Source organism: Giesbergeria giesbergeri, assembly GCF_054779375.1.
This window is the reverse complement of sequence record NZ_BAAGYJ010000002.1, coordinates 500,377-520,849: the sequence shown is the minus strand read 5'-3', so window position 1 is coordinate 520,849 and position 20,473 is coordinate 500,377. Positions and strand designations below refer to the sequence as shown.

Annotated in this window: 24 protein-coding genes; 14 read left to right on the top strand and 10 right to left on the bottom strand. The window is 57.0% G+C overall.

What is annotated here, in order from left to right; genetic code table 11:
* Positions 1-34: 34 nt before the first annotated feature.
* The 7 genes from ACYVB2_RS06570 (at position 35) to ACYVB2_RS06540 (ending at position 6,916) form a co-directional block, all read left to right on the top strand.
* Positions 35-1,567, top strand: a complete 1,533-nt coding sequence (locus tag ACYVB2_RS06570; protein ID WP_382430298.1) for an acyl-CoA carboxylase subunit beta — start codon at positions 35-37, stop codon at positions 1,565-1,567.
* A gap of 27 nt (positions 1,568-1,594) precedes the next feature.
* Complete coding sequence (locus tag ACYVB2_RS06565) at positions 1,595-3,649, top strand: acetyl-CoA carboxylase biotin carboxylase subunit (RefSeq protein ID WP_382430300.1); 2,055 nt, start codon at positions 1,595-1,597, stop codon at positions 3,647-3,649.
* Between the two features lie 67 nt (positions 3,650-3,716).
* Positions 3,717-4,187, top strand: a complete 471-nt coding sequence (locus tag ACYVB2_RS06560; RefSeq protein WP_382430302.1) for a VOC family protein — start codon at positions 3,717-3,719, stop codon at positions 4,185-4,187.
* Entirely contained in the window at positions 4,187-4,804 is a 618-nt protein-coding gene (locus ACYVB2_RS06555) for a fused MFS/spermidine synthase (protein ID WP_382430304.1), read from the top strand. Before ACYVB2_RS06560 ends, ACYVB2_RS06555 begins: the two co-directional genes overlap by 1 nt.
* On the top strand, positions 4,801-5,718 hold the full coding sequence (locus ACYVB2_RS06550; RefSeq protein WP_382430306.1) for a spermidine synthase: 918 nt from the start codon (positions 4,801-4,803) through the stop codon (positions 5,716-5,718). The genes ACYVB2_RS06555 and ACYVB2_RS06550 overlap by 4 nt, the downstream gene beginning before the upstream one ends.
* A gap of 6 nt (positions 5,719-5,724) precedes the next feature.
* Positions 5,725-6,618, top strand: coding sequence for a DMT family transporter (locus tag ACYVB2_RS06545; RefSeq protein ID WP_382430308.1), 894 nt, complete (start codon positions 5,725-5,727; stop codon positions 6,616-6,618).
* A 22-nt stretch (positions 6,619-6,640) separates the two neighbouring features.
* Positions 6,641-6,916, top strand: a complete 276-nt coding sequence (locus ACYVB2_RS06540) for a hypothetical protein (protein ID WP_382430310.1) — start codon at positions 6,641-6,643, stop codon at positions 6,914-6,916.
* 27 nt (positions 6,917-6,943) lie between these two features.
* On the opposite strand, the gene ACYVB2_RS06535 is transcribed toward ACYVB2_RS06540, so the two are convergent.
* From ACYVB2_RS06535 to ACYVB2_RS06520, 4 genes are all read right to left on the bottom strand, one after another.
* Complete coding sequence (locus tag ACYVB2_RS06535; RefSeq protein WP_382430312.1) at positions 6,944-7,138, bottom strand: YgaP family membrane protein; 195 nt, start codon at positions 7,136-7,138, stop codon at positions 6,944-6,946.
* An 18-nt stretch (positions 7,139-7,156) separates the two neighbouring features.
* Complete coding sequence (locus ACYVB2_RS06530; RefSeq protein WP_382430314.1) at positions 7,157-7,537, bottom strand: rhodanese-like domain-containing protein; 381 nt, start codon at positions 7,535-7,537, stop codon at positions 7,157-7,159.
* Positions 7,538-7,598: 61 nt separating this feature from the next.
* The gene (locus tag ACYVB2_RS06525) at positions 7,599-7,892 is read right to left on the bottom strand and encodes a rhodanese-like domain-containing protein (RefSeq protein WP_382430316.1); all 294 of its coding nucleotides are present in this window, start codon (positions 7,890-7,892) and stop codon (positions 7,599-7,601) included.
* 19 nt (positions 7,893-7,911) lie between these two features.
* Positions 7,912-8,121 carry a YgaP family membrane protein gene (locus tag ACYVB2_RS06520; protein ID WP_382430318.1) on the bottom strand — a complete coding sequence of 70 codons (210 nt, stop codon included), beginning with the start codon at positions 8,119-8,121 and terminating at the stop codon, positions 7,912-7,914.
* Positions 8,122-8,262: 141 nt separating this feature from the next.
* On the opposite strand from ACYVB2_RS06520, the gene ACYVB2_RS06515 reads away from it, so the two are divergent.
* A complete protein-coding gene (locus ACYVB2_RS06515) occupies positions 8,263-8,607 on the top strand; it encodes an ArsR/SmtB family transcription factor (protein ID WP_382430320.1) in 345 nt (114 codons plus the stop codon).
* A gap of 29 nt (positions 8,608-8,636) precedes the next feature.
* On the opposite strand, the gene ACYVB2_RS06510 is transcribed toward ACYVB2_RS06515, so the two are convergent.
* Entirely contained in the window at positions 8,637-10,016 is a 1,380-nt protein-coding gene (locus ACYVB2_RS06510) for a heavy metal sensor histidine kinase (RefSeq protein WP_382430322.1), read from the bottom strand.
* A complete protein-coding gene (locus ACYVB2_RS06505) occupies positions 10,017-10,703 on the bottom strand; it encodes a heavy metal response regulator transcription factor (RefSeq protein WP_382430324.1) in 687 nt (228 codons plus the stop codon). It abuts the gene before it with no gap.
* Positions 10,704-10,856: 153 nt separating this feature from the next.
* On the opposite strand from ACYVB2_RS06505, the gene ACYVB2_RS06500 reads away from it, so the two are divergent.
* The 5 genes from ACYVB2_RS06500 to ACYVB2_RS06480 all read left to right on the top strand — a co-directional run bounded on the left by ACYVB2_RS06500 (position 10,857) and on the right by ACYVB2_RS06480 (position 14,980).
* Positions 10,857-11,168: a hypothetical protein gene (locus ACYVB2_RS06500; RefSeq protein WP_382430326.1), complete on the top strand. Its 312-nt coding sequence runs from the start codon at positions 10,857-10,859 to the stop codon at positions 11,166-11,168.
* Complete coding sequence (locus tag ACYVB2_RS06495) at positions 11,165-12,598, top strand: TolC family protein (protein WP_382430328.1); 1,434 nt, start codon at positions 11,165-11,167, stop codon at positions 12,596-12,598. The genes ACYVB2_RS06500 and ACYVB2_RS06495 overlap by 4 nt, the downstream gene beginning before the upstream one ends.
* A gap of 16 nt (positions 12,599-12,614) precedes the next feature.
* On the top strand, positions 12,615-14,036 hold the full coding sequence (locus ACYVB2_RS06490) for a multicopper oxidase family protein (RefSeq protein WP_382430330.1): 1,422 nt from the start codon (positions 12,615-12,617) through the stop codon (positions 14,034-14,036).
* Between the two features lie 31 nt (positions 14,037-14,067).
* The gene (locus ACYVB2_RS06485) at positions 14,068-14,562 is read left to right on the top strand and encodes a cupredoxin domain-containing protein (RefSeq protein ID WP_382430520.1); all 495 of its coding nucleotides are present in this window, start codon (positions 14,068-14,070) and stop codon (positions 14,560-14,562) included.
* A gap of 64 nt (positions 14,563-14,626) precedes the next feature.
* Positions 14,627-14,980 (top strand): copper-binding protein, encoded by a 354-nt coding sequence (locus tag ACYVB2_RS06480; RefSeq protein WP_382430332.1) that lies wholly within the window; start codon positions 14,627-14,629, stop codon positions 14,978-14,980.
* A gap of 7 nt (positions 14,981-14,987) precedes the next feature.
* Here ACYVB2_RS06480 and ACYVB2_RS06475 read toward each other — a convergent pair whose 3' ends face one another.
* Complete coding sequence (locus ACYVB2_RS06475; protein ID WP_382430334.1) at positions 14,988-16,076, bottom strand: tyrosine-type recombinase/integrase; 1,089 nt, start codon at positions 16,074-16,076, stop codon at positions 14,988-14,990.
* Between the two features lie 113 nt (positions 16,077-16,189).
* Here ACYVB2_RS06475 and ACYVB2_RS06470 point away from each other — a divergent pair, with 113 nt between their 5' ends.
* Positions 16,190-17,179: a DNA-binding protein gene (locus ACYVB2_RS06470; RefSeq protein ID WP_382430336.1), complete on the top strand. Its 990-nt coding sequence runs from the start codon at positions 16,190-16,192 to the stop codon at positions 17,177-17,179.
* Here ACYVB2_RS06470 and ACYVB2_RS06465 read toward each other — a convergent pair.
* Genes ACYVB2_RS06465 through ACYVB2_RS06455 form a run of 3 tightly spaced genes read right to left on the bottom strand, consistent with a single transcriptional unit; the run spans position 17,158 to position 20,473 of the window.
* Positions 17,158-17,826: a nitroreductase gene (locus tag ACYVB2_RS06465; RefSeq protein ID WP_382430338.1), complete on the bottom strand. Its 669-nt coding sequence runs from the start codon at positions 17,824-17,826 to the stop codon at positions 17,158-17,160. The genes ACYVB2_RS06470 and ACYVB2_RS06465 overlap by 22 nt on opposite strands.
* A 23-nt stretch (positions 17,827-17,849) precedes the next feature.
* The gene (locus ACYVB2_RS06460) at positions 17,850-19,010 is read right to left on the bottom strand and encodes a thiolase family protein (protein ID WP_382430340.1); all 1,161 of its coding nucleotides are present in this window, start codon (positions 19,008-19,010) and stop codon (positions 17,850-17,852) included.
* On the bottom strand, positions 19,001-20,473 hold the full coding sequence (locus ACYVB2_RS06455) for an AMP-binding protein (RefSeq protein ID WP_382430342.1): 1,473 nt from the start codon (positions 20,471-20,473) through the stop codon (positions 19,001-19,003). Before ACYVB2_RS06455 ends, ACYVB2_RS06460 begins: the two co-directional genes overlap by 10 nt.

Genomic DNA, 20,473 nt, shown 5'->3' with positions numbered 1-20,473 from the left:
TTACCTCTCCCCCCTACACAACCAAAGGAACGACATGCACGAAATCCTAGAAAAACTGGAGCACAAGCGCGAACTCGCCCGCTTGGGCGGCGGTCAGCGCCGTATTGACGCACAACACGCCAAAGGCAAACTCACCGCCCGCGAGCGCATCGAGTTGCTGCTGGACGAAGGTACGTTTGAAGAATGGGATATGTTTGTCGAGCACCGTTGTGCCGACTTTGGCATGGCCGAGAACAAAATCCCCGGCGATGGTGTGGTCACTGGCTACGGCATGATCAATGGCCGTTTGGTGTTTGTGTTCAGCCAAGACTTCACTGTGTTTGGTGGTGCGCTGTCCGAAGCCCATGCAGAAAAAATCTGCAAGGTGATGGATCAAGCCATGAAGGTGGGCGCTCCGGTGATCGGCCTGAACGATTCGGGCGGTGCGCGTATTCAAGAAGGCGTAGCCAGCTTGGGCGGTTATGCCGATGTGTTCCAGCGCAACGTGTTGGCCTCGGGCGTGATTCCACAAATCAGCATGATCATGGGCCCCTGCGCTGGTGGCGCGGTCTATTCGCCCGCCATGACCGACTTTATCTGCATGGTCAAGGACAGCAGCTACATGTTCGTGACTGGCCCCGAAGTGGTCAAAACCGTGACGCACGAAGACGTAACGGCCGAAGAACTCGGCGGCGCGATTGCCCACAGCACCAAGAGCGGTGTGGCCGATTTGGCCTTTGAGAACGATGTCGAAGCATTGCTAATGCTGCGCCGCCTCTACAACTACCTGCCGCTGAACAACCGCGAAAAGCCCCCGGTGCGCCCCAGCAACGATCCGGCAGACCGCGCCGATATGTCGTTGGATACGCTGGTACCAGACAATCCAAACAAGCCCTACGACATGAAGGAGCTGATTGTCAAAACGGTGGACGATGGCGATTTCTTTGAGTTGCAGCCCGACTACGCCAAAAATATCGTGATTGGTTTTGGCCGCATGGAAGGCCAAACTGTGGGCATCGTAGCTAACCAGCCGCTGGTGCTGGCCGGTTGCTTGGACATCAAGAGCAGCATCAAGGCGGCCCGTTTTGTGCGCTTCTGCGATGCCTTCAACATCCCCGTGATTACCTTTGTCGATGTGCCCGGCTTTATGCCCGGTACCGCGCAAGAATACGGCGGCATCATCAAGCACGGCGCTAAGCTGCTGTACGCCTATGCGGAATGCACCGTGCCCAAGATCACCATCATCACGCGCAAAGCCTACGGCGGCGCTTATGACGTGATGAGCTCCAAGCACCTGCGCGGCGACGTGAACCTGTCGTGGCCCAATGCCGAAATTGCCGTGATGGGCGCTAAGGGTGCGGTAGAAATCATCTTCCGCGAAGACAAAAACGACCCGGTCAAGCTCGCTGCCCGCGAAGCCGAATACAAAGAACGCTTTGCCAACCCCTTCGTGGCCGGTGCGCGTGGCTTTATCGACGATGTGATTTTGCCGCACGAAACCCGCAAGCGCATTTGCCGCAGTTTGGTCATGCTGCGCGATAAGAAGCTCGACAACCCCTGGCGCAAGCACGGGAACATTCCGCTGTAAGTCTGCGCCATCCAGGAGAACGAGAACATGTTTACCAAAATTCTGATTGCCAACCGTGGCGAAATCGCCTGCCGCGTCATCGCTACCGCCCGCAAAATGGGCATTAAAACGGTCGCCGTGTATTCCGATGCCGACCGCGAAGCGCGCCACGTCAAGCTGGCCGACGAAGCCATCAACATTGGTGCTGCCCCCAGCCGCGAAAGCTACTTGCTGGCCGACAAAATCATTGCCGCTGCCAAGCAAACCGGCGCACAGGCCATCCACCCCGGCTATGGCTTCTTGAGTGAGAACGAAGCCTTCGCCCAGCGTTGCGAAGACGAAGGCATTGCCTTTATCGGCCCCAAGGCGCACTCGATTGCCGCTATGGGCGACAAAATCGCTTCCAAGAAGCTGGCCAATGCCGCCAAGGTCAACACCATTCCCGGCTACAACGATGCCATCTCTGGCCCCGAGCAAGCCGTGGAAATTGCCAAGGGCATTGGCTACCCTGTCATGATCAAGGCATCGGCCGGTGGTGGTGGCAAGGGTTTGCGCGTCGCTTTTAACGACAAGGAAGCCTTTGAAGGCTTTGCCAGCTGCCAAAACGAAGCCCGCAACAGCTTTGGCGATGACCGCATCTTTATCGAAAAATTCGTGCAAGAGCCGCGCCACATCGAAATCCAGATTTTGGGCGACAGCCACGGCAACGTCATTTACCTGAATGAGCGTGAATGCTCGATTCAGCGCCGCCACCAAAAGGTGATTGAAGAGGCGCCTAGCCCCTTCATCTCGGATGCCACGCGCAAAGCGATGGGCGAGCAAGCGGTGCAATTGGCCAAGGCCGTGAAGTACCAATCGGCTGGCACGGTCGAATTTGTGGTGGGCAAAGACCAAGACTTCTACTTCTTGGAAATGAACACCCGCTTGCAGGTAGAGCACCCGGTGACCGAGTGCATCACCGGCTTGGATTTGGTCGAGCTGATGATTCGCGTCGCCGCCGGTGAGTCCTTGCCCCTGACGCAAGAAGAAGTGAAGCGTGACGGCTGGGCAATTGAGTGCCGTATCAACGCCGAAGACCCCTTCCGCAACTTCCTGCCTTCGACTGGCCGTCTGGTGCGCTTCCAGCCGCCCGAAGAAAGCATGTTCCAGTCCGACACCAGCAAAAAGCATGGTGTGCGTGTGGATACCGGTGTGTACGAGGGTGGTGAAATCCCGATGTACTACGACTCGATGATTGCCAAACTCATCGTGCACGGTACTGATCGCAACGATGCCATCGCCAAAATGCGTGCTGCGCTGAATGGCTTTGTCATTCGCGGCATCAGCAGCAACATTCCGTTCCAAGCGGCACTGTTGGCCCATCCCAAGTTTGTCACCGGCCAATTCAACACCGGTTTTATCGCCGAGCACTACAGCCAAGGCTTCCATGCAGCCGATGTGCCGCACGAAGACCCGCTGTTCTTGGTGGCTTTGGCCGCTTACATGAATCGCCGTTACCGCGCTCGCGCCTCGGGCATCAGCGGTCAGTTGGCTGGGCACGAAGTCAAAGTGGGCGAGAAATTCACTGTGGCCGTGTTGGGTGTGGGTGGCCACAACGAATACCACCAAGTCTCGGTGAGTGATTTTGAAGTAGCAGGCCACGCCCGCTCCAGCGCCGTGCTGGTAGATGGCAAAACCTACCAAATCAGCAGCACCGCTACGCTGGGCCAAATTCGCGTGCAGGGCCAATGCAATGGCATGGGCTTTACTGCCCAAGTCGAGCGCGGCACGGCCAAAAACCCGCTGGCCCTGCGTATCAGCCACAACGGCACGCAAATCGAAGCGATGGTGTTGTCGCCCCGTGGGGCTGAGCTGCATGCGCTCATGCCCTACAAGGCACCGCCAGATTTGTCCAAGTTCTTGCTCTCGCCCATGCCCGGCCTGCTGGTGGATGTGGCGGTGCAGCCCGGCCAAACCGTGCAAGCGGGTGAAAAGCTGGCCGTGATTGAGGCCATGAAGATGGAGAATGTGCTGTTTGCGGCCCAAGATGGCGTGGTTGGCAAAATTGTGGCCGCCAAGGGCGAATCGCTCAGCGTGGACCAAGTGATTATTGAATTTGCCTAAAACGCAGCTTCAAACCACTCCAAGGGGCCTTGTGCCCCTTTTTTATCGCAAAATCGGAGGCATTCTTATGAGCACCACTCCCCGTCCGTTCAAAGTGCTGGGCATCCAGCAAGTCGCCATTGGTGGCACCGACAAGCAACGCATGAAAACCCTGTGGGTCGATATGCTGGGCTTAGAGCAAACCGGCACTTTCCAAAGTGAGCGTGAAAACGTGGATGAAGACATCCTCGCCATGGGCCAAGGCGCATTCAAGGTCGAAGTAGACATCATGCAGCCACTGGACATCGAGAAAAAACCCGCCGTCCACACCACGCCGCTCAACCACATTGGCCTGTGGATTGACAACCTGCCCGTGGCTGTGGAATGGCTCACCGCCCAAGGGGTGCGCTTTGCCCCCGGTGGTATCCGCAAAGGCGCTGCGGGTTACGACATCACCTTTTTGCACCCCAAGAGCAACGAGCAGTTCCCTATTGCCGGTGAAGGCGTGCTGATTGAGTTGGTGCAAGCCCCCCCCGAAGTGATTGCGGCCTTGGGTTGATGCTGCCCCTGCGCCACCTGCTGATTTACAAAGCCGCGGGCTGGAGCGGCTTTTTTGTCATGGGCGTAGAGCTGTTGGGCGGGCGCTTGCTGGCCCCGTTTTTTGGCAACAGCATCTTTGTCTGGGGTGGCGTGATTGCCGTGTTCATGGCCTGCCTGTCGGTGGGCTATTTGCTGGGCGGGCGCTTATCGTTACAGCAGCCCTCTTTGACCAAACTGGGACTGTTGCTGCTGGGCGAGGCCGTACTGGCCCTGCCCATTATTGTGCTGGGCGATACCGTGCTAGAGGCTTTATCCGAGGCCATCCCTGACCCACGCTATGGCTCTTTATTCGGCTCGTTGTTGCTGTTTGGTGCGCCCACGGTGTTCTCGGGCATGATTTCGCCTTATGCCGTGCGCTTGCTGATTGTGGCACTCGACAGCTCTGGCTTGTCAGCCGGGCGTTTGTATTTTGTCTCGACCTTGGGGTCTGCGGCAGGCACACTGATCACATCGTTCTATTTGGTGCTTTACCTAGAAATCCACACCATCTTGCTGTGCTTGATGGCTGTTTCAGCCAGTATAGGGCTGGCCTTGATGGTGCTAGACCGGCTGCCGTTGGCTAAACTGCCCCGATGATGCTGCGCCACCATCAGCTCGCCACCATCCCTGTGCTGGCATCGGCCTTGTTGGCTACACCAGCCTATGCCATGCAGGAAGACAAGTTTCAACTGCTACACACCATTTACCAAGAAAAATCCCTGTACCGCAACATTTTGGTGGTGGAAAGCGAAGACGGTAGCTACCGCTGCATGAAGTTTGGCCGCCTGCATGCGCGGCAAACTTGTATCCACCTCATGCAACCGCAACGCTTGGTACTCAATTACACCAAGGGCTTATTGGCGGCACTGTACATGGCCCCCGCTCCGCGCAAGGTACTGATTATTGGGCTGGGTGGCGGTGTTTTGCCGATGGCGCTGCACACGCTCGATGCACAGTTAGAAATTGACACCGTGGAGTTAGACCCGGCGGTGGTCAAAGTGGCACGCTCGCATTTTCGCTACCAAGAAAATGCCCATGTGCGCACCCATGTGCAAGATGCCCGCGTATTTGTGCGCCAGCAGCAGCGGCGCGCAGCACAATACGATGTGGTGCTGGTCGATGCGTTTGACCGCGATTACATTCCAGAGCATCTGCTTACGCGCGAGTTTTTGCAGCAGTTGCATAGCCTGCTCACCCCCAACGGTGTGCTGGCGGCCAACACTTTTGCCGCCGGTGCGCTGGCTCGCCATGAGGCCGCTACTTACCAAGCCGTTTTTGGGCAACTCTACCAAGTGGAGTTGCATGGCGGCAACCGTATTTTGTTTGCCCGCCGCGATGGTCTGCCTCCGTTGTCGGCAGTGCAACACCATGCACAGGCATGGGAACAGCGGCTGGCCCTGTTCGGCCTGTCTTCTGCCGATTTGCTGCCTCGCTTTAGCCTTCAGCCCCAAGCTGTGGGGGTCAAGGTGCTCACAGACCAGTATTCACCCTCCAACTTGCTGCTGCCATAGATACAGATGCACTCCACCCCAACCACCGGGCTATCAAGCATTTTGACCCCACTGTATCCATTGCTTTTTGTCGCTTTGTGGAGCACTGGGTTTATTGGAGCCAAGTTTGGGCTGCCAGATGCAGAGCCTTTAACCTTTCTGTGTTGGCGCTATCTGTGTGTGCTGGTGCTGATGGGTATGGCCGCTTGGCTGATGCGTGCGCCTTGGCCGCGCACCGCAAGGCAATGGCTGCATATTGGTGTCTCTGGGTTGTTGGTGCATGGGGTCTACCTCAGTGGTGTGTTTGTGGCTATCAGCCATGGCTTGCCTGCCGGGGTAACGGCCTTGGTGGTGGGCTTGCAACCTTTATTGACCGCTTTGGGGGCAGGGGTGTTCTTGGGCGAACGTGTCCGCACAACCCAATGGATGGGTTTGGGACTAGGGTTTGTTGGCGTCGGTTTGGTGGTAGCGCACAAGGTGGTGGCCGATACCAGTGGCACCGCTTTGCTGACGATGTTGTTGCCCGCTGTTTTTGCCTTGCTGGGCATTACCGCTGGCACCTTGTACCAAAAGCGGTTTTGTCCAGCCTTTGATTTGCGCAGTGGTTCGGTGATTCAGTTTTTACCTTGTCTGCTCCTGACCGCACTGGTAGCCTATCAAACAGAAACCATGACCGTGCATTGGAGCAGTGACTTTGTTTTTGCCTTGGGCTGGTTGGTTCTGGTGCTGTCTGTTGGGGCTATTAGTTTGCTCAACACGCTTATCCGTCGGGGCAGTGCTGTCAATGTAGCCAGCTTGTTTTACCTCACGCCCCCCACTACTGCATTGATGGCATGGGCGTTGTTTGGCGAGACCTTGACCGGCTTGGCGCTGATAGGTATGGGCCTGACCGCCTTGGGGGTCTGGTTGGCTCGTAAGTGAAATCTGCGATATTGTCTGGAAGATGAACCATAAAACCAGCCCACACAGCCCACCGTTGTTGACCGAGCAAGAGCTGGGCGCCCTACTGCAACGCAAAGCAGCTATCCAAGCCAACCTCAAAACAGGCTCAACAGTGGCAGGGGCGTGCAGCACGTCTTCGCCCGCAGCGGCTTGTCCAGGTTGCGGCTGCGGTCAGGGGGCCGAACACCCATCCGCAGGAATAAACCGCCTGTTCAAGCCCATACTGGCCGCTGTGGTCATAGCAGTGGTGGCCGCCTTGGTGTTTTGGCAAACATAAAGCGATAGCCCCCAGTGCTATCTCGGTTCAGGGTTTGTTGAGAGGGCAGGTATTGATGCCCAGCAGGGTGTAAGCAGGGCAAAAACGAAACACCCCTGTCAGCAGCGGCACCACACCGATCCAGCCCCACCAGCCCACAGTACCTGTGGCGGCCAAAGCGATCAGCACCAACCCGACAGCAATACGCAAAATACGGTCAATTCCACCAATATTGGTTTTCATGTTTTTTCCTGGGTGTTTTTAGTCAAACGAGGGTTGTTCTGGTTTGGCAATGGGTTTGGCAGCAGCAGTCCAAGCATCAAAGCCACCAGCAATGGATTGCACATTCAAATAGCCCATCTCTTGCATGGCCCGAGCCGCCAAGGCCGCTCGGCCACTGGTCTTGCAATACAGCACGATCTTGAGGTCTCGGGGTTCCATCGCTGGGGTGCTGCTCAATCGAAACTCCAACAAGCCCCGCGGCACCAGAATGGCTCCAGGCAAGTGACCTGCGGCAAACTCATCGGCCTCGCGCACATCCAGCAGCAGGTCGGCATCGCGGATGGCTTGTTCTGCATCGTCGAGCGATACCTCGCGGATGCCGCTTTTGGCTTGGACGACCAAATCATGGGCTGTTTTCATCAGGGTGTCCTTGTGTAAGAGAGAGATTCCGGCGGAATAAGGGCACGGGTACGGTGTGTTCTCAAAGGCGTTGGACTGCGCGGCCCAGTTGCAAAGCGACCGTGCTAACACCACCGCCGTTGATGGCTTGGGCGTATCCGGTTTGCTGTAACCATTGCACGGCCATGCCCGAACGGGCACCAGACAGGCAATAGACCAGCAAGGGCCGGTTCTTGTCAGGTAAGGTATGGGCTGCTTCTTGGGTCAGTCGGTCTAGGGGTACATTGATGGCCCCAGCAACATGGCCTGCCGCGAACTCGCCGGGCGAGCGCACATCCACCAACAGACAATTTTCTACATCGATCCGATTTTGCACAGCGGTTTCCTTCTGGCACTCAGCAGCCGGGTTGCACACCAAATTTGCGCAATAGGGTTTCCATCAGGCACCAGCGGGTCACGGCACTCTGCAACAAATTGGCACCCACAAAAGCCGTAAAGGCCAGCCACCATTGGCTCATGAAGATGGGGCTGCCCGGAACACCCAGTGCCAACGATAAAAGAATGAACATGCCTGCTACCAAGCGCACGATTTGCCAAGAGGTCATGACCTTGCTCCTTCATATCAAAAACCGAATAACTTAATGATTATTTAACTAATCATCTAATTAGTCAAATGGAGTAACATTCGTTCCATCCAGCAGCATGGATGTGTCGATGTGGCCTCACTGTCTGTTCTTTCCTTTTCCATGAAGAATCTCCCTCCAGAAGCCCTGCAACAAGTAGCCAGTTACTTCCATGTGTTGGCGGAGCCAACGCGTCTGCGCATCCTGAATTTTTTGCGTCAGGAAGAGCACAACGTTGGTGAGTTAGCGCAGTTGTGTGGCTACACCGCCGCTAATATTTCGCGGCATTTGTCATTGATGATGCAGCAGGGGTTGGTCGCCCGTGAGAGTCGGGGCACCTGTGTCTACTACCGCATTGCCGATCCTTCGGTGTATGCCCTGTGCGATTTGGTCTGCGACAGCATCGCCCGCCAGTTTGAGCGTGCCAGCGAAAACCGCCAGGCGCTGCTCAGTCGCACAGCAGCCTGAGTTGCACCCTCCCTACACCGCGCCTTGTGTCAGGTAGGAAACACCAAAGTAAAACGTGTGATGCCGTGGGCAGAACTCACGCTGGTGTGGCCTCCGTGTGCCTCCACGATGGCTTTGGTGATGGCCAAACCCAACCCAGCACCCTCAGAAGTGGGATGTGTGCGTGCGGGGTCAGCGCGGTAAAAACGCTCAAACAGGCGTGGCAACGCGGATGGATCAATGTCTTGACCTGTATTTTCAACAGAGACTTGGGTGCCAGTGGGCAAAGTGACCACGGTCAGCCTGACGTTACCGCCTGCCGGGGTATGGCGCAGCGCATTCGATAGCAGGTTGCTCAGCGCCCGGCGGAACATCAGTCTATCCCCCTCAATGCTGCCATTGCCTTGCAAGGTGAGCTGAATGTCTTTGTCCTCCGCTACGGCCTCGTAAAAGTCCAGCAGAGTCTGCGCTTCATCGGCAGCCATGAAGCGTTCTTTGTGGGGCAGATCCACACCACGCTCTGTCTTAGTGAGCAGCAACATGTCCGACACCATGCGGGCCAGGCGTTGCATTTCTTCGGCGTTGGAGGCCAGTATGTCGCGATACGCTACGTTGTCTCTGGGGGCAGCCAAAGTCACTTGTGTTTGGGTGAGCAAATTGCTGATGGGGGTGCGTAGCTCGTGGGCCAGATCTGAAGAAAACTCCGATAGCCGTCGGAAATCGTCTTGCAGCCGCTCTAGCATCTGGTTGAGGGTCTGGGCCAGATCGGCCATTTCAATGGGCACGGCCTGCACCGGCATACATGCTTGCAGGCGTTGAGCGGTGACTGCTGCTGCGTGGGTTTTGATGGCCCGTAGCGGAGCCAAACCGTAGTAAATAGCCAGCCAACCCAGCAGACCACTTACCAGTATGGCCACCAGCGCATACAACCCCAGTGTTTGCAGCAGGTCATCCAAAAAATGCTGGTGATGGACGGTGTCCATAGCCAAGGTAATCTCTAATTGGGTGATGGGTTGGTACTGCGTCTGGGCTTTGAACTGTTGGGTGCGAAATTGCCTGTGCTGGTGGTGCCACCACCCAAGCAGGGCATGCAGAGATGCTTCTTGTTCGGGAGGCAACAAGCGGTCTGTTGGTGGAAAGCCATCGGTCTGAAACAGTGACTTTCCTTCTGCGCTGACGACACGTACAAACAGCCCATGATGGTGGTTGAGTGTTTCAGACAGGCGCTGGTGTATGTCTTGGGCAGAATGGGCGCTGGTCAGAATATCTTCGATAAGGTGCTGCTTGTCTTGCAGAGAGCTGCGATCGAGTTCAATAAAGTGACGGTCTGCCGCCAGCATAAAGAGCCCGCCTAATCCCAGCACTACGCTGGCAGCAACCAAAGTAAAAAACAAGGTCAGGCGGCCACTCAGAGACAGACGGTGCAGCATTCAAGGCTCTTGTGGCATTTCTAGTACATAGCCCATGCCACGCACGGTTTGGATCAACTTGACGGGCTGCCCATCGTCAATTTTTAGCCGCAATCGACGCATTGCTACTTCGATCACATTGGTGTCGGAATCGAAGTTCATGTCCCACACCTGCGATGCGATCAGCGAACGCGGCAAAATCTCGCCTTGGCGCCGCATCAGCAACTCCAACAAGCCAAATTCTTTGGCCGTCAGATCAATGCGCCGTCCACCTCGGGTGATACGGCGGCGCAGCAAATCGAGTTCCAAATCGGCCACACGCAAGGTGTCGCTGTTCATGCCATTGCCACGTCCGCGCCGCAGTATGGTTCGCACGCGGGCCAACAATTCGGCAAAAGAGAAGGGTTTGACCAGATAGTCGTCAGCCCCCAACTCTAGCCCCTTGACGCGGTCTTCTACCTGATCGCGTGCGGTCAAAAACAGCACAGGCATTTCCAACCCACGCTGTCGCAGCGATGCCAACACCTGCCAGCCGTTCAGTGTGGGCAGCATCACATCCAAAATGACCAGATCGTATTCACCGTGCAGGGCCAAGTGCAGCCCATCGCTGCCGTTTGGTGCCAGATCGGCCACAAACCCAGCCTCATTCAGGCCTTGGCACAGGTATTCACCGGTTTTGGGTTCATCTTCAATAATCAATATTTTCACCGGCCCGCTCCACGTATCGTTGCCTATCAGTCTGCCAGCAAATGGCCCGTCTGCCCGCAAGATGACATGAATGTCATTTTCGGCTCATGTTTTTGACAGAGAGGCGGCGGCAAAATCTTGCCATCCGTGTCAATGCCTTGAGAGGAGCCCACAGTGAGCCCCCCCCCTTCGCCCCTGTTCAAATGCTTGCTTCTGTGGTCTGGTTGGCTGATCGCTGGGGCTGCGCTGGCGGCACCGCCAGAGAAAGGCAGCGCCAATTCAGCACCCATCACATTGCAATACACCTCGGCCATTGCCAGTTATCGGCCATATACGGATCAGGCCGTGCAATCTTGGTACAACGCCAACGACCGCGTAGGCCAGATCGGTGGCTGGCGCGCGTATGCCAAGGAAGCAGCAATGGGGGCTGCTGCGCCAGTCCCTGTCGATCCCCATGCCGGTCATCATGGGGAGGCCCAGCGATGAATTGGTCGAGCACCGCCCACTGGGGAAAATGGGTTTGGGCATTTGTTGCTGTGGGAGGCTTGTCTGGTTGCGCCAGTGTCAGCCTTGAACAAAACCTTGGCCGTATCCAAGCTAATGTGGCAGGGTTGACTGAAGGCCAACTGGTCTTGGCCCAAAGCAGCCAAGAGCATCAACAGTATGCCCAACGGGCCAACCAACTGCTGAGCCGCCCCGTAGGGCAGCAAGAGGCCGTACAGATCGCATTAACCAACAGCCATGCGTTGCAAGCCTTGTTGGCACAGGGATGGGCAGAAGCTGCTGATGCGGCACAAACAGGGCGTATGACCAATCCGCAGTTTACTTTTGAGCGTATGGTGGCTGGCGATGGATTGGAGCTGGGTCGTGCGTTGTCGTTTGGCTTGTGGGATCTTATAACCTTGCCTGCCCGCGCTGGACTTGCAGAACGCCGCATCGAACAGGCGCAGCTGCGTTTATCCATAGAGGTGGTGGATCGTGTGACGCAGGTGCGTCAGGCTTGGGTGAGTGCGGTGGCAGCACAGCAAACGTTGGCTTATGCGCGACAAGTATTCACCAGTGCCGAAGCAGGTGCTGAACTGGCACGGCGTATGCAGTCGGTGGGTAACTTCAATCGCCTCAGTCGTGCGCGTGAACAGTCTTTTTATGCCGAGGCTGCCACCCGACTGGCCACAGCCCAGCACCAAGCCATTGCCCGCAAAGAGGAGCTGGTGCGTTTGCTAGGGCTGGATGAGTCGCAGGCCCAGCAGCTCAAACTGCCCGAGCGTTTGCCCGATCTGCCCCCTGCTGTGCTGGCGCCCGATGTTGTGGGTGCACAGGCCACGCAAGGGCGGCTGGACATCCGACTGGCCCAAAACGCACTGACCAGTGCAGGCAAGGCACAAGGCTTGAACATTGTCACCAGTTTCACAGACATTGAACTGACCGCCCGGCGCAACACCACATTTGACGACATGGCTGGAGGGCATGCCCATCCGCGTGGATGGGAGGTGGCAGTGCGGCTGCCAATTTTTGATGGAGGCGGTATGCAGCGAGATGCTTGGAACGCACAGACCCTGGCAGCAGCCCATCGGCTAGAGGCCACGGTGCGCGCCGCAGGCTCTACCCTGCGTGAGAGCTATTCGGCCTACCGCACGGCCTACGATGTGGCAAAGCACTATCGGGACGAGGTGGTGCCCTTGCGCCGAGTGATCTCCGAAGAAAACCAGTTGCGTTACAACGGCATGTTGATAGGTGTCTTTGAGTTGTTGGCAGACGCCCGCGATCAGGTGGGCACAGTCATGGCTGCTATTGATGCACAGCAGCAATTTTGGCAGGCCGATGCTGCCTTGCAGGCCTCTTTGTTGGGGCGTCCCACGATGACTTCTTTGTCGGTAACGTCCCTTGTGCCCAGCAGTGGTGGCGCTGGGCATTGAATACAAGAGGAACACCATGACATCCAGACGAGACTTTTTCCAATGGGCTGGTATCGCCGGTGGTGCGGTGGCAGCCAGTACCGTCAGCCGTGTGGCACTCGCCGCTTTGCCCGAGCCGGTGTTGCAAACCCATCCCCACACCATGCCTCCACTGTTGCCCAGCACAGGACGCTCTTACAACCCGGTGGTTACACTCAATGGTTGGACGCTTCCTTGGCGCATGAACAACGGCATCAAGGAGTTTCATTTGGTGGCCGAACCCGTGGTGCGTGAGATGGCCCCCGGTTTCAAGGCCCATTTGTGGGGTTACAACGGCCAAAGCCCCGGCCCCACCATCGAAGTGGTGGAAGGCGACCGCGTGCGCATTTTTGTCACGAATAAACTGCCGGAACACACCAGTGTTCATTGGCATGGCCAGCGTCTGCCCAATGGTATGGATGGCGTGGCCGGTTTGACCCAGCCAGCCATCCAGCCAGGCAAAACCTTTGTATACGAGTTTGTGGCACGCCGTCCGGGCACCTTCATGTACCACCCGCATGCAGATGAAATGACACAAATGGCAATGGGCATGATGGGTTTTTGGGTCACACACCCCAAAGGCAAGCACCCCCTGATTGACGAGGTGCAGCGCGACTTCTGTTTCTTGCTCAATGCCTACGACATTGACCCCGGCAGCTACACCCCCAAGACGATGACGATGCTGGATTTCAACTTGTGGGGTTGGAACAGTCGCATCTTTCCTGGCATTGATTCCCTGAATGTTCGCTTGAACGATAAGGTGCGCATTCGCATAGGCAATTTGACAATGACAAATCACCCGATCCACCTGCATGGACATGAGTTTCTCATCACGGGCACCGATGGCGGCCCCACACCCAAAAGCACCCGCTGGCATGAAGTCACCACCGATATCGCTGTCGGACAAATGCGACAACTCGAATTTTTAGCTGATGAGGAAGGCGACTGGGCATTCCACTGTCACAAAAGCCACCACACCATGAATGCTATGGGCCATAACGTGCCCAACTTGATTGGTGTTGATCACCGTGGGATTGCCAAGAAGATCAATGCCTTGATTCCAGACTATATGGTGATGGGCGAGCGCGGCATGGCCGACATGACTGAAATGGAGATGCCCATCCCAGACAACACCATCCCGATGATGACTGGGGATGGCCCATTCGGATCGGTAGAAATGGGCGGTATGTTCAGTGTGTTGAAGGTGCGTCGTGACCAAAAGCCGGGCGACTACAGCAACCCAGGCTGGTTCAAGCACCCCCAAGGCACGATGGCCCACGAATACACCGGCCCACTTGCCGAGCCAGCACGGTTCAAGGCCGAGGGGGGGCAATCGATGCCGCGCCACCAAAAGCCTGTTACCCCGACCGAAGTTAAGGTACGTAAGCCCAGTGCCAGTGGTGGTCATGACCACCACTGACCCAGCCCATCTCATTCTAGGAACAGTGGCAATGATCCATACAAGCCGTGTACTTCATGGTGTGACAGTTGCGGTGGCGCTGGCGCTGTCCGGCACCGCCTTTGCCAGCGCAAGCCATGCAGGTGGCCACGGGCATCACAGCGACGAGACCGCGATCGGCAAGCCTGGCATAACCAGCCAAGCGCGTCAGACCATCACCATCGAGATGGCCGACAACATGCGCTACACACCTGCCAATATCCGCGTCAAGCAGGGTGAGACTGTGCGCTTTATCGTCAAGAACAAAGGACAAGTCAAACATGAACTGAGTTTGGGCACTCAGCGCGAATTGCTCGAACACTTGGAACAGATGAAAAAGTTTCCTGATATGGAACACGACGAGCCTAGCAAAATTACCCTGGCCCCCGGTGAGCAAGGGGAAATCGTCTGGCAATTCACCCAAGCCGGTATCGTGAACTTTGCTTGCCTGATGCTAGGACACTATGAGTCCGGAATGAGGGGGCAGGTCAAGGTCAGCAAACAATAGTCGGCACCCGGCAAGCACAGGATGCAGACGTCATTGCGCTCAACACATACCCATGAGAATCACTATGCACATTGTCCAAACTATCACCACTGTCTCTGCCCTGACCATAGGCATGGCCCTGCCATTGAGCAGCATGGCACAAACCACGGCCACTATGGATCACCACAGCCAGATGGAAATGCCACAGACCACTGCAGCCATGACCGAAGGCGAGGTCAAGAAGGTGGATATGGATGCGGGGAAAATCACGATCAAGCATGGGCCAATTCAGCATCTGGACATGCCCAGCATGACAATGGTCTTTACGGCCCAAGACAAAAGCCTACTTGCCCATGTCAAGCCTGGGGATAAGGTGTTGTTTATGGCGGCGCACCAGGGCGGAAAGATGGTCGTTACCGCCATGACGCCTGTTCGCTAGCGATGGCTCACCGCGTTTCATGTTTTTCTAAAAGTTGTGCCGCCGGGTTCAGTACGCTGGTCTGCGCCCGAAAATAGCCCAGCACCGTGGCCACACTTTGGTGGCCTGTCATTGCCATCGTATCGGCCAAGGGTACGTTTTGGCGTCCAGCCTCTGTGACAAAGCCCGAGCGCAAGGAGTGCGCCGAAAAATCCCCCTCCACACCTGCCAGTGCGCAACGTGTTCGCACAATGTCACGCACCGCTGCGGCTGACAATGCTCCCCCTAGGTGCCCGCCCTTGAGCACCCGCCGAAAAATAGCTCCTGTGGTGATGCCACTGGCATCCAACCAAGATTGCAGCGCCTGCCCTGCCACCCCCAAGAGTGGTTTGTGGTTTTCTGGTCGGTCTTGCCCGCTTTGGTTGGTTTTGGAGTGGTACAGGGTGTAGACGAATTCGCTGGGTCCCAGTCGCCGCAGATGGTGCATTTCGGCCTCTGCTACTTCTGAACGCCTGCGCCCGCCACTGGCCCAGGCAAACAACAGCAGCGCCCGGTCGCGCCGCCCACGCAAGGAATCGTCGCAGGTGGCTAGCAGTGCCTGGAGGGTGTCTTTGGTCAAGGCCGCCTTTTTTTGTGCCAGGGCACCACGCCGAGCATAGGCTTTGCGCGTGCGCGACAGCAAATCGCGCACCTGCACGTCCATGCACGGGTTGGCTAGTCCGCGCAATTGGTGGGCCTTGGACATGACCGCCACACGATGTGCCAAGGTGGCGTAGGCCATCGGGCCACTTTTGCCTTTGTACCCCTCTTGTTGCAATCGTTCGGCAATGGCTGCGGGCAATTCGGCAGCCAAGCCCTTGGCCGTCATGCGCTGAGCGTGATCGACGATGAACTGAAAGATGCAAGCCACAGGCAGCGGCAATTGGATACGGCTGCCATAACGCAAACCGTACCACGCAGCCCAGTAACGCATGGCGGCCCGATAGCTGGCCACAGTGTTTTGCGATTCGCCTTCCTGCATCAGGGCATCTATGGCGTTCTGCGTCAGATCGCTCAAGGTGCTGGGCTGCAAAGGGCTCGCCGTATCGACCAAAGGCATGTTGTTTGGTGTTTCCATTGCTTTATTGTTATATAAATAACATTGTATGTATGATATATTACAAATATTAAAAATAGATCACGATAACCATTTCTTATCGTGGGCTATTTTCCACCAAAGCCCTGATTCTGATGAATACTCCCTTCCCTACGCCCCGAGGCATCCAGTACGAAGATGTAGCCCAAGCAGCTGATGCCTTGTTGCATGAAGGCTTGCGGCCAACCATTGAGCGCATACGCCAGCGCATAGGCCGGGGTTCGCCCAACACCGTGAGTCCGATGCTGGAGCGTTGGTTTGGTGCATTGGGGCAGCGGCTTCAGGGGGGAGAGGCACCGCAGGAGCAGATGCATGGCTTGCCACCTGCCTTATGGCAGGCATCACAAGATTGGTGGCAGCAAGCCCGCCACGAGGCGGAGCAGTTGGCCGCTGCTGCCTACCGTGCTGACCGGGATGCCTTGCTTGCACAGTCCCAACAACTGGAACAAGACCGGGCGCAATTGAATGCCCGCGAAATCGCCTTGGGTGAGCGTTTGCAGGCGATGGAGGAGTCGCTACAACTTTGCACCCAGCAGTTGCAAGAAAGCAATGAGCGTTGGAAAGCCAGCCAGCGCAGTTTGGCCCAGCGGGAAACCGAGATCACGGCCCAGCATGGGCTGCTAGAGAAACTGACGGCCCAACATGCTGCATTGCAGTTGCGTATAGAAGCAGTTCAAGCGCAGGCCGATGCCGAACGCCAAGCCATGGAGGAGCGTCACCACAACCATGAGCGTCGCTGGATGGCGGAAGTGGATCGGGCGCGACAACACACCAAACAAGTAGTGCAGCAACTCCAGGAGCAAGAGCGCCACAGTGCGGGTTTGCAGACGCGGTTGGAGCAACAACTGGCAGCCCAACAACAACAGGATCAGCAGCAGCAAGCACAGGTGGCGGCATTGCGGCAGGAGTTGGCCAATGCCCAAGGGCAGGCAACGCAGGCAGCCTTGTTGTTGGCGCAACGGCAAAGCCAGCCGGAGTTGACTGCTACGGGCCGGAGCTTGTCCGCCCCCTCGCGTGTGCTGCGCCCGGTGCGGCGCAGCCTAGGCAAAGGCCGTATGCCCCTTCAGCATAAGACGCTGAAATAATCAGCCATGTCCAAACGTTGGGTGCGCGTTTGGTTGATGCGGTGCTGCGTGTCTTCCTGGCCCATCGCCAAGCCACACACCGCGATTTGATCGTCTGCCAACCCCAAACATTCTTTGATCAGTTGGGGGTAGCTCGCAAGTGCCCCAATAGCACAGGTTGCCAGCCCTTGGGCCTGTGCTGCCAGCATCACACTGTGCAGGCACATACCCAAATCCATAAAACCACCGCTGCCAAAGTCCCGGTGTATGGTGACTACCAGTGCGACCGGCGCATCGAAAAAACGGTAGTTCTGCTCAAATTGGGCTGCTCTGGCTTGGGTATCGCCCCGCTCCACACCCAAAGCACCATACAGTGCTTGGGCGGCACTCACTTGGCGTTTGCGCAAATGCATGGGCATGGGTTGGGGAAAATAGTCGTATTCCTCCTGCTCACGCACCCCGGCGCGAAAGGCCGCACACAAGGCGTGCGATAAATGCGCTCGTCTCTCGCCTTGCAAGTACCAAAAATGCCCTGGCTGCAAATTGGCACCACTCGGGGCCCATCGGGCCGTGGTCATGATGTGTTGCACAGTGGCTAAGGGAATAGGGTTGGGCAGAAAAGCGCGCACAGAATGGCGGTCACGCACCAAACGCTCGTAGGTATTCATAAAACGTGTCTCTGCATAGAGGATCACCAAGGGGCTAACAGGGTTGCTGTGCCTAACCCGCCTGCTCCAGCCACACAGGCTATGGCCCGAGCCTGCGGGTGGGCGTGTTTGATTTGGCTAAGCGCCCGAACCAAAGCAATAGCGCCTGAGGCACCAATGGGATGCCCTCTGGCCAGCCCGCCACCTTGTCGATTGATGCATCTGGTAGAGATGCCTAACGCATCGCACAAGGCCAATCCTTGTCCGGCAAAGGCATCATGCAACTCAAAAGCACTTAGCTGCTTAGGATGAAGGCGGTGGCGTTGGAGCAAGCTCTTGACCGGGCCAATCACGCTCAGCATGGGCGCTTCGGGGGAGCTGCCTTGGCTCAAAGAATCTAACCACCGAGCCTGTGGCTGTAAATTCCATCGTTCACATGCTTGTGGTGTGGCTAGCACGACAAAAGCGGCACCGTCGGCTTTGGGTGAAATGCCGACCACTGACAGGCTACAGTCCAAACCCGTGTCGTGTAGGCGGTGCTGGATGGCGGGCATACGGGCCACACGTTGCGCCAGCATCAAGCGGGGATAAGTGTCGTTTGCCAGCCCTGCCACGGGCACTATTTCCATAGCTATCCTCTGTGCTGCTTGCATGGCGTGTTGGTGGCTTTGTATGGCGTAGGCATCTTGTTGTTGGCGGCTGATTCCTAGGTGCTGGGCCGTGTCGGCAGCTGCTTCGAGCATGTCTGGATCACGAAAGGGGGGCGGTGCAAATGCAGGCTGCTCATATCTTTGGGCGATCTCGCCTGGTTGCACAGGCCGGTGCATACGTATGGGGGCACGGCTCCAGGCCTCCACACCGCCTGCAATCACCACTTGCGCCTGCCCCAAGGCCAGCAAGCCACAGGCTTGGGTGATGGCATCGAGTCCTGAACAGCATTGGGTGTCGATCGTCATCGCTGGACAGGCTGTGGACAAGCCTGCTGCCAGTGCCACCATGCGTGCTGGGTTGCCGTTGGCCCCCAAGGCGTTCCCCAACACCAGCGCATCAACGGCACTGACCGGAAGCTGGATTTGCGCGAGCAAATGCTGTATCACAGGAGCGGCCAATTCATGAATTGCCAGTTTGGACAAAGCCCCGCCCACTGGAGCGACAGCACTGCGCGCCCCCCCAAGGATGGGCCAGCCGCCACCCGTCAATGCCATGGTGTGATGCCCTCTTGTGTCCAAGAGTCAGGGCTTCCTACTAAGGATGCCAGCGTTTGTGCAATGGCTGCATGGTCGGTTTTGCCATTGCGGGTCAGGGGCCAAGGGCCGTGCCACAGCCACCACCGCCGTGGCGTTTTATACGGTTCTAGGGCATGGCGACACAGATGCGTGAGGGCTGTCTTAGGAACGGGGTGGGCACCTTCCTTGAGTTGCACCACAGCATGGATACGGTAACCACGCAGCCTGTCTGGCAGACCCAGAACACTGGCATGACCCACCTCGCCGTGGGTGAGCAAGCAAGACTCCACTTCTTCTGGGAAAAAGTTCTTGCCCTGCGTCACGAGCATCCGGTTCTCACGACCACACAAATACAACTGCCCTTGTGCATCGAGCCAACCCATATCCCTTACCGACAACCAATCGTGATGGCGTATGGCGGCAGTAGGGTCTTGGGTATGCACGTAATCCATAAACAGCATAGGACTGCGCACCCAAATGCGCCCTGCTGTGCCCGTTGCGCAGGGTGTGCCTACCGGCCAATCTCCAATACGCAGCTCTACATTGCTAAAGGGTTGCCCCACCACCTGCGAGTCATTGGCACCATCGGCCTCTCGCCAAGCAACGTAACTGGTTTCTGATGCCCCATAAAATTCGATCAAACGGGCGTTAGGAAAAAGTGTGTGCAAACGCGGGGTCTGTTCACGCATCCAGCGGGCACCACTGATCAGAATCAAGGTGGTAGAGGCGATGGGGGGGTGTCCTTGGCGTTGTGCGGTATCGAGCATGAGCAGCAGTTGGCTAGGCACCGCCAGCAACACACAAGCCTGCCCTTGGGCCAAGCTCGCCAGCGTTGCCGATGCAGAAAATCGCTCTTGGACGACGGCGCCTGCACCAGTCCATAGTCCCATCATGGCGCCAAACAAAAACAACGAATGCGACAAGCGACCCGGAGCCGCTACTGGGCCTGTGGCACAGGCACCAAAATCTGTCACGCTGGCCCGAAAACTTTCTGTCCAAGACAAATGGTTTCTGCGAAAGCCCTTGGGTTGGCCCGTGCTGCCCGAGGTAAACCCAATATAACAAGGGGCCAACGCGGGGGGGATGGCCGCCGCTGCCCGTAGATGTGCTGGCTGGGGTAGCCCGGCAATGCTGGCGGCCACCTCGGCCAAGATATGCGAGGGCCACGCAGGATCACCAAGGGCGGCACATCGGCCCGAGGCGATCACGGCCAAGAATTCAATCAAGGTGTCGAGCACACCCATCGTGGTAGGCAACAGCACTGTCTCTGGCAGATTTTGGCTGTCTATTGCTGCCCTCCTAGAATGAACCCGCTGATGCAGTTGGGCAAAACTCAGCGCCGTGTGTTCATTGCGCAACGCCACCACTTCTGGGCGTTGGCGCGCCCACCAATCCAGGGGGCCATGCAATGTAGAGAAGGATTCGTGTGGGTGCCCAGACAT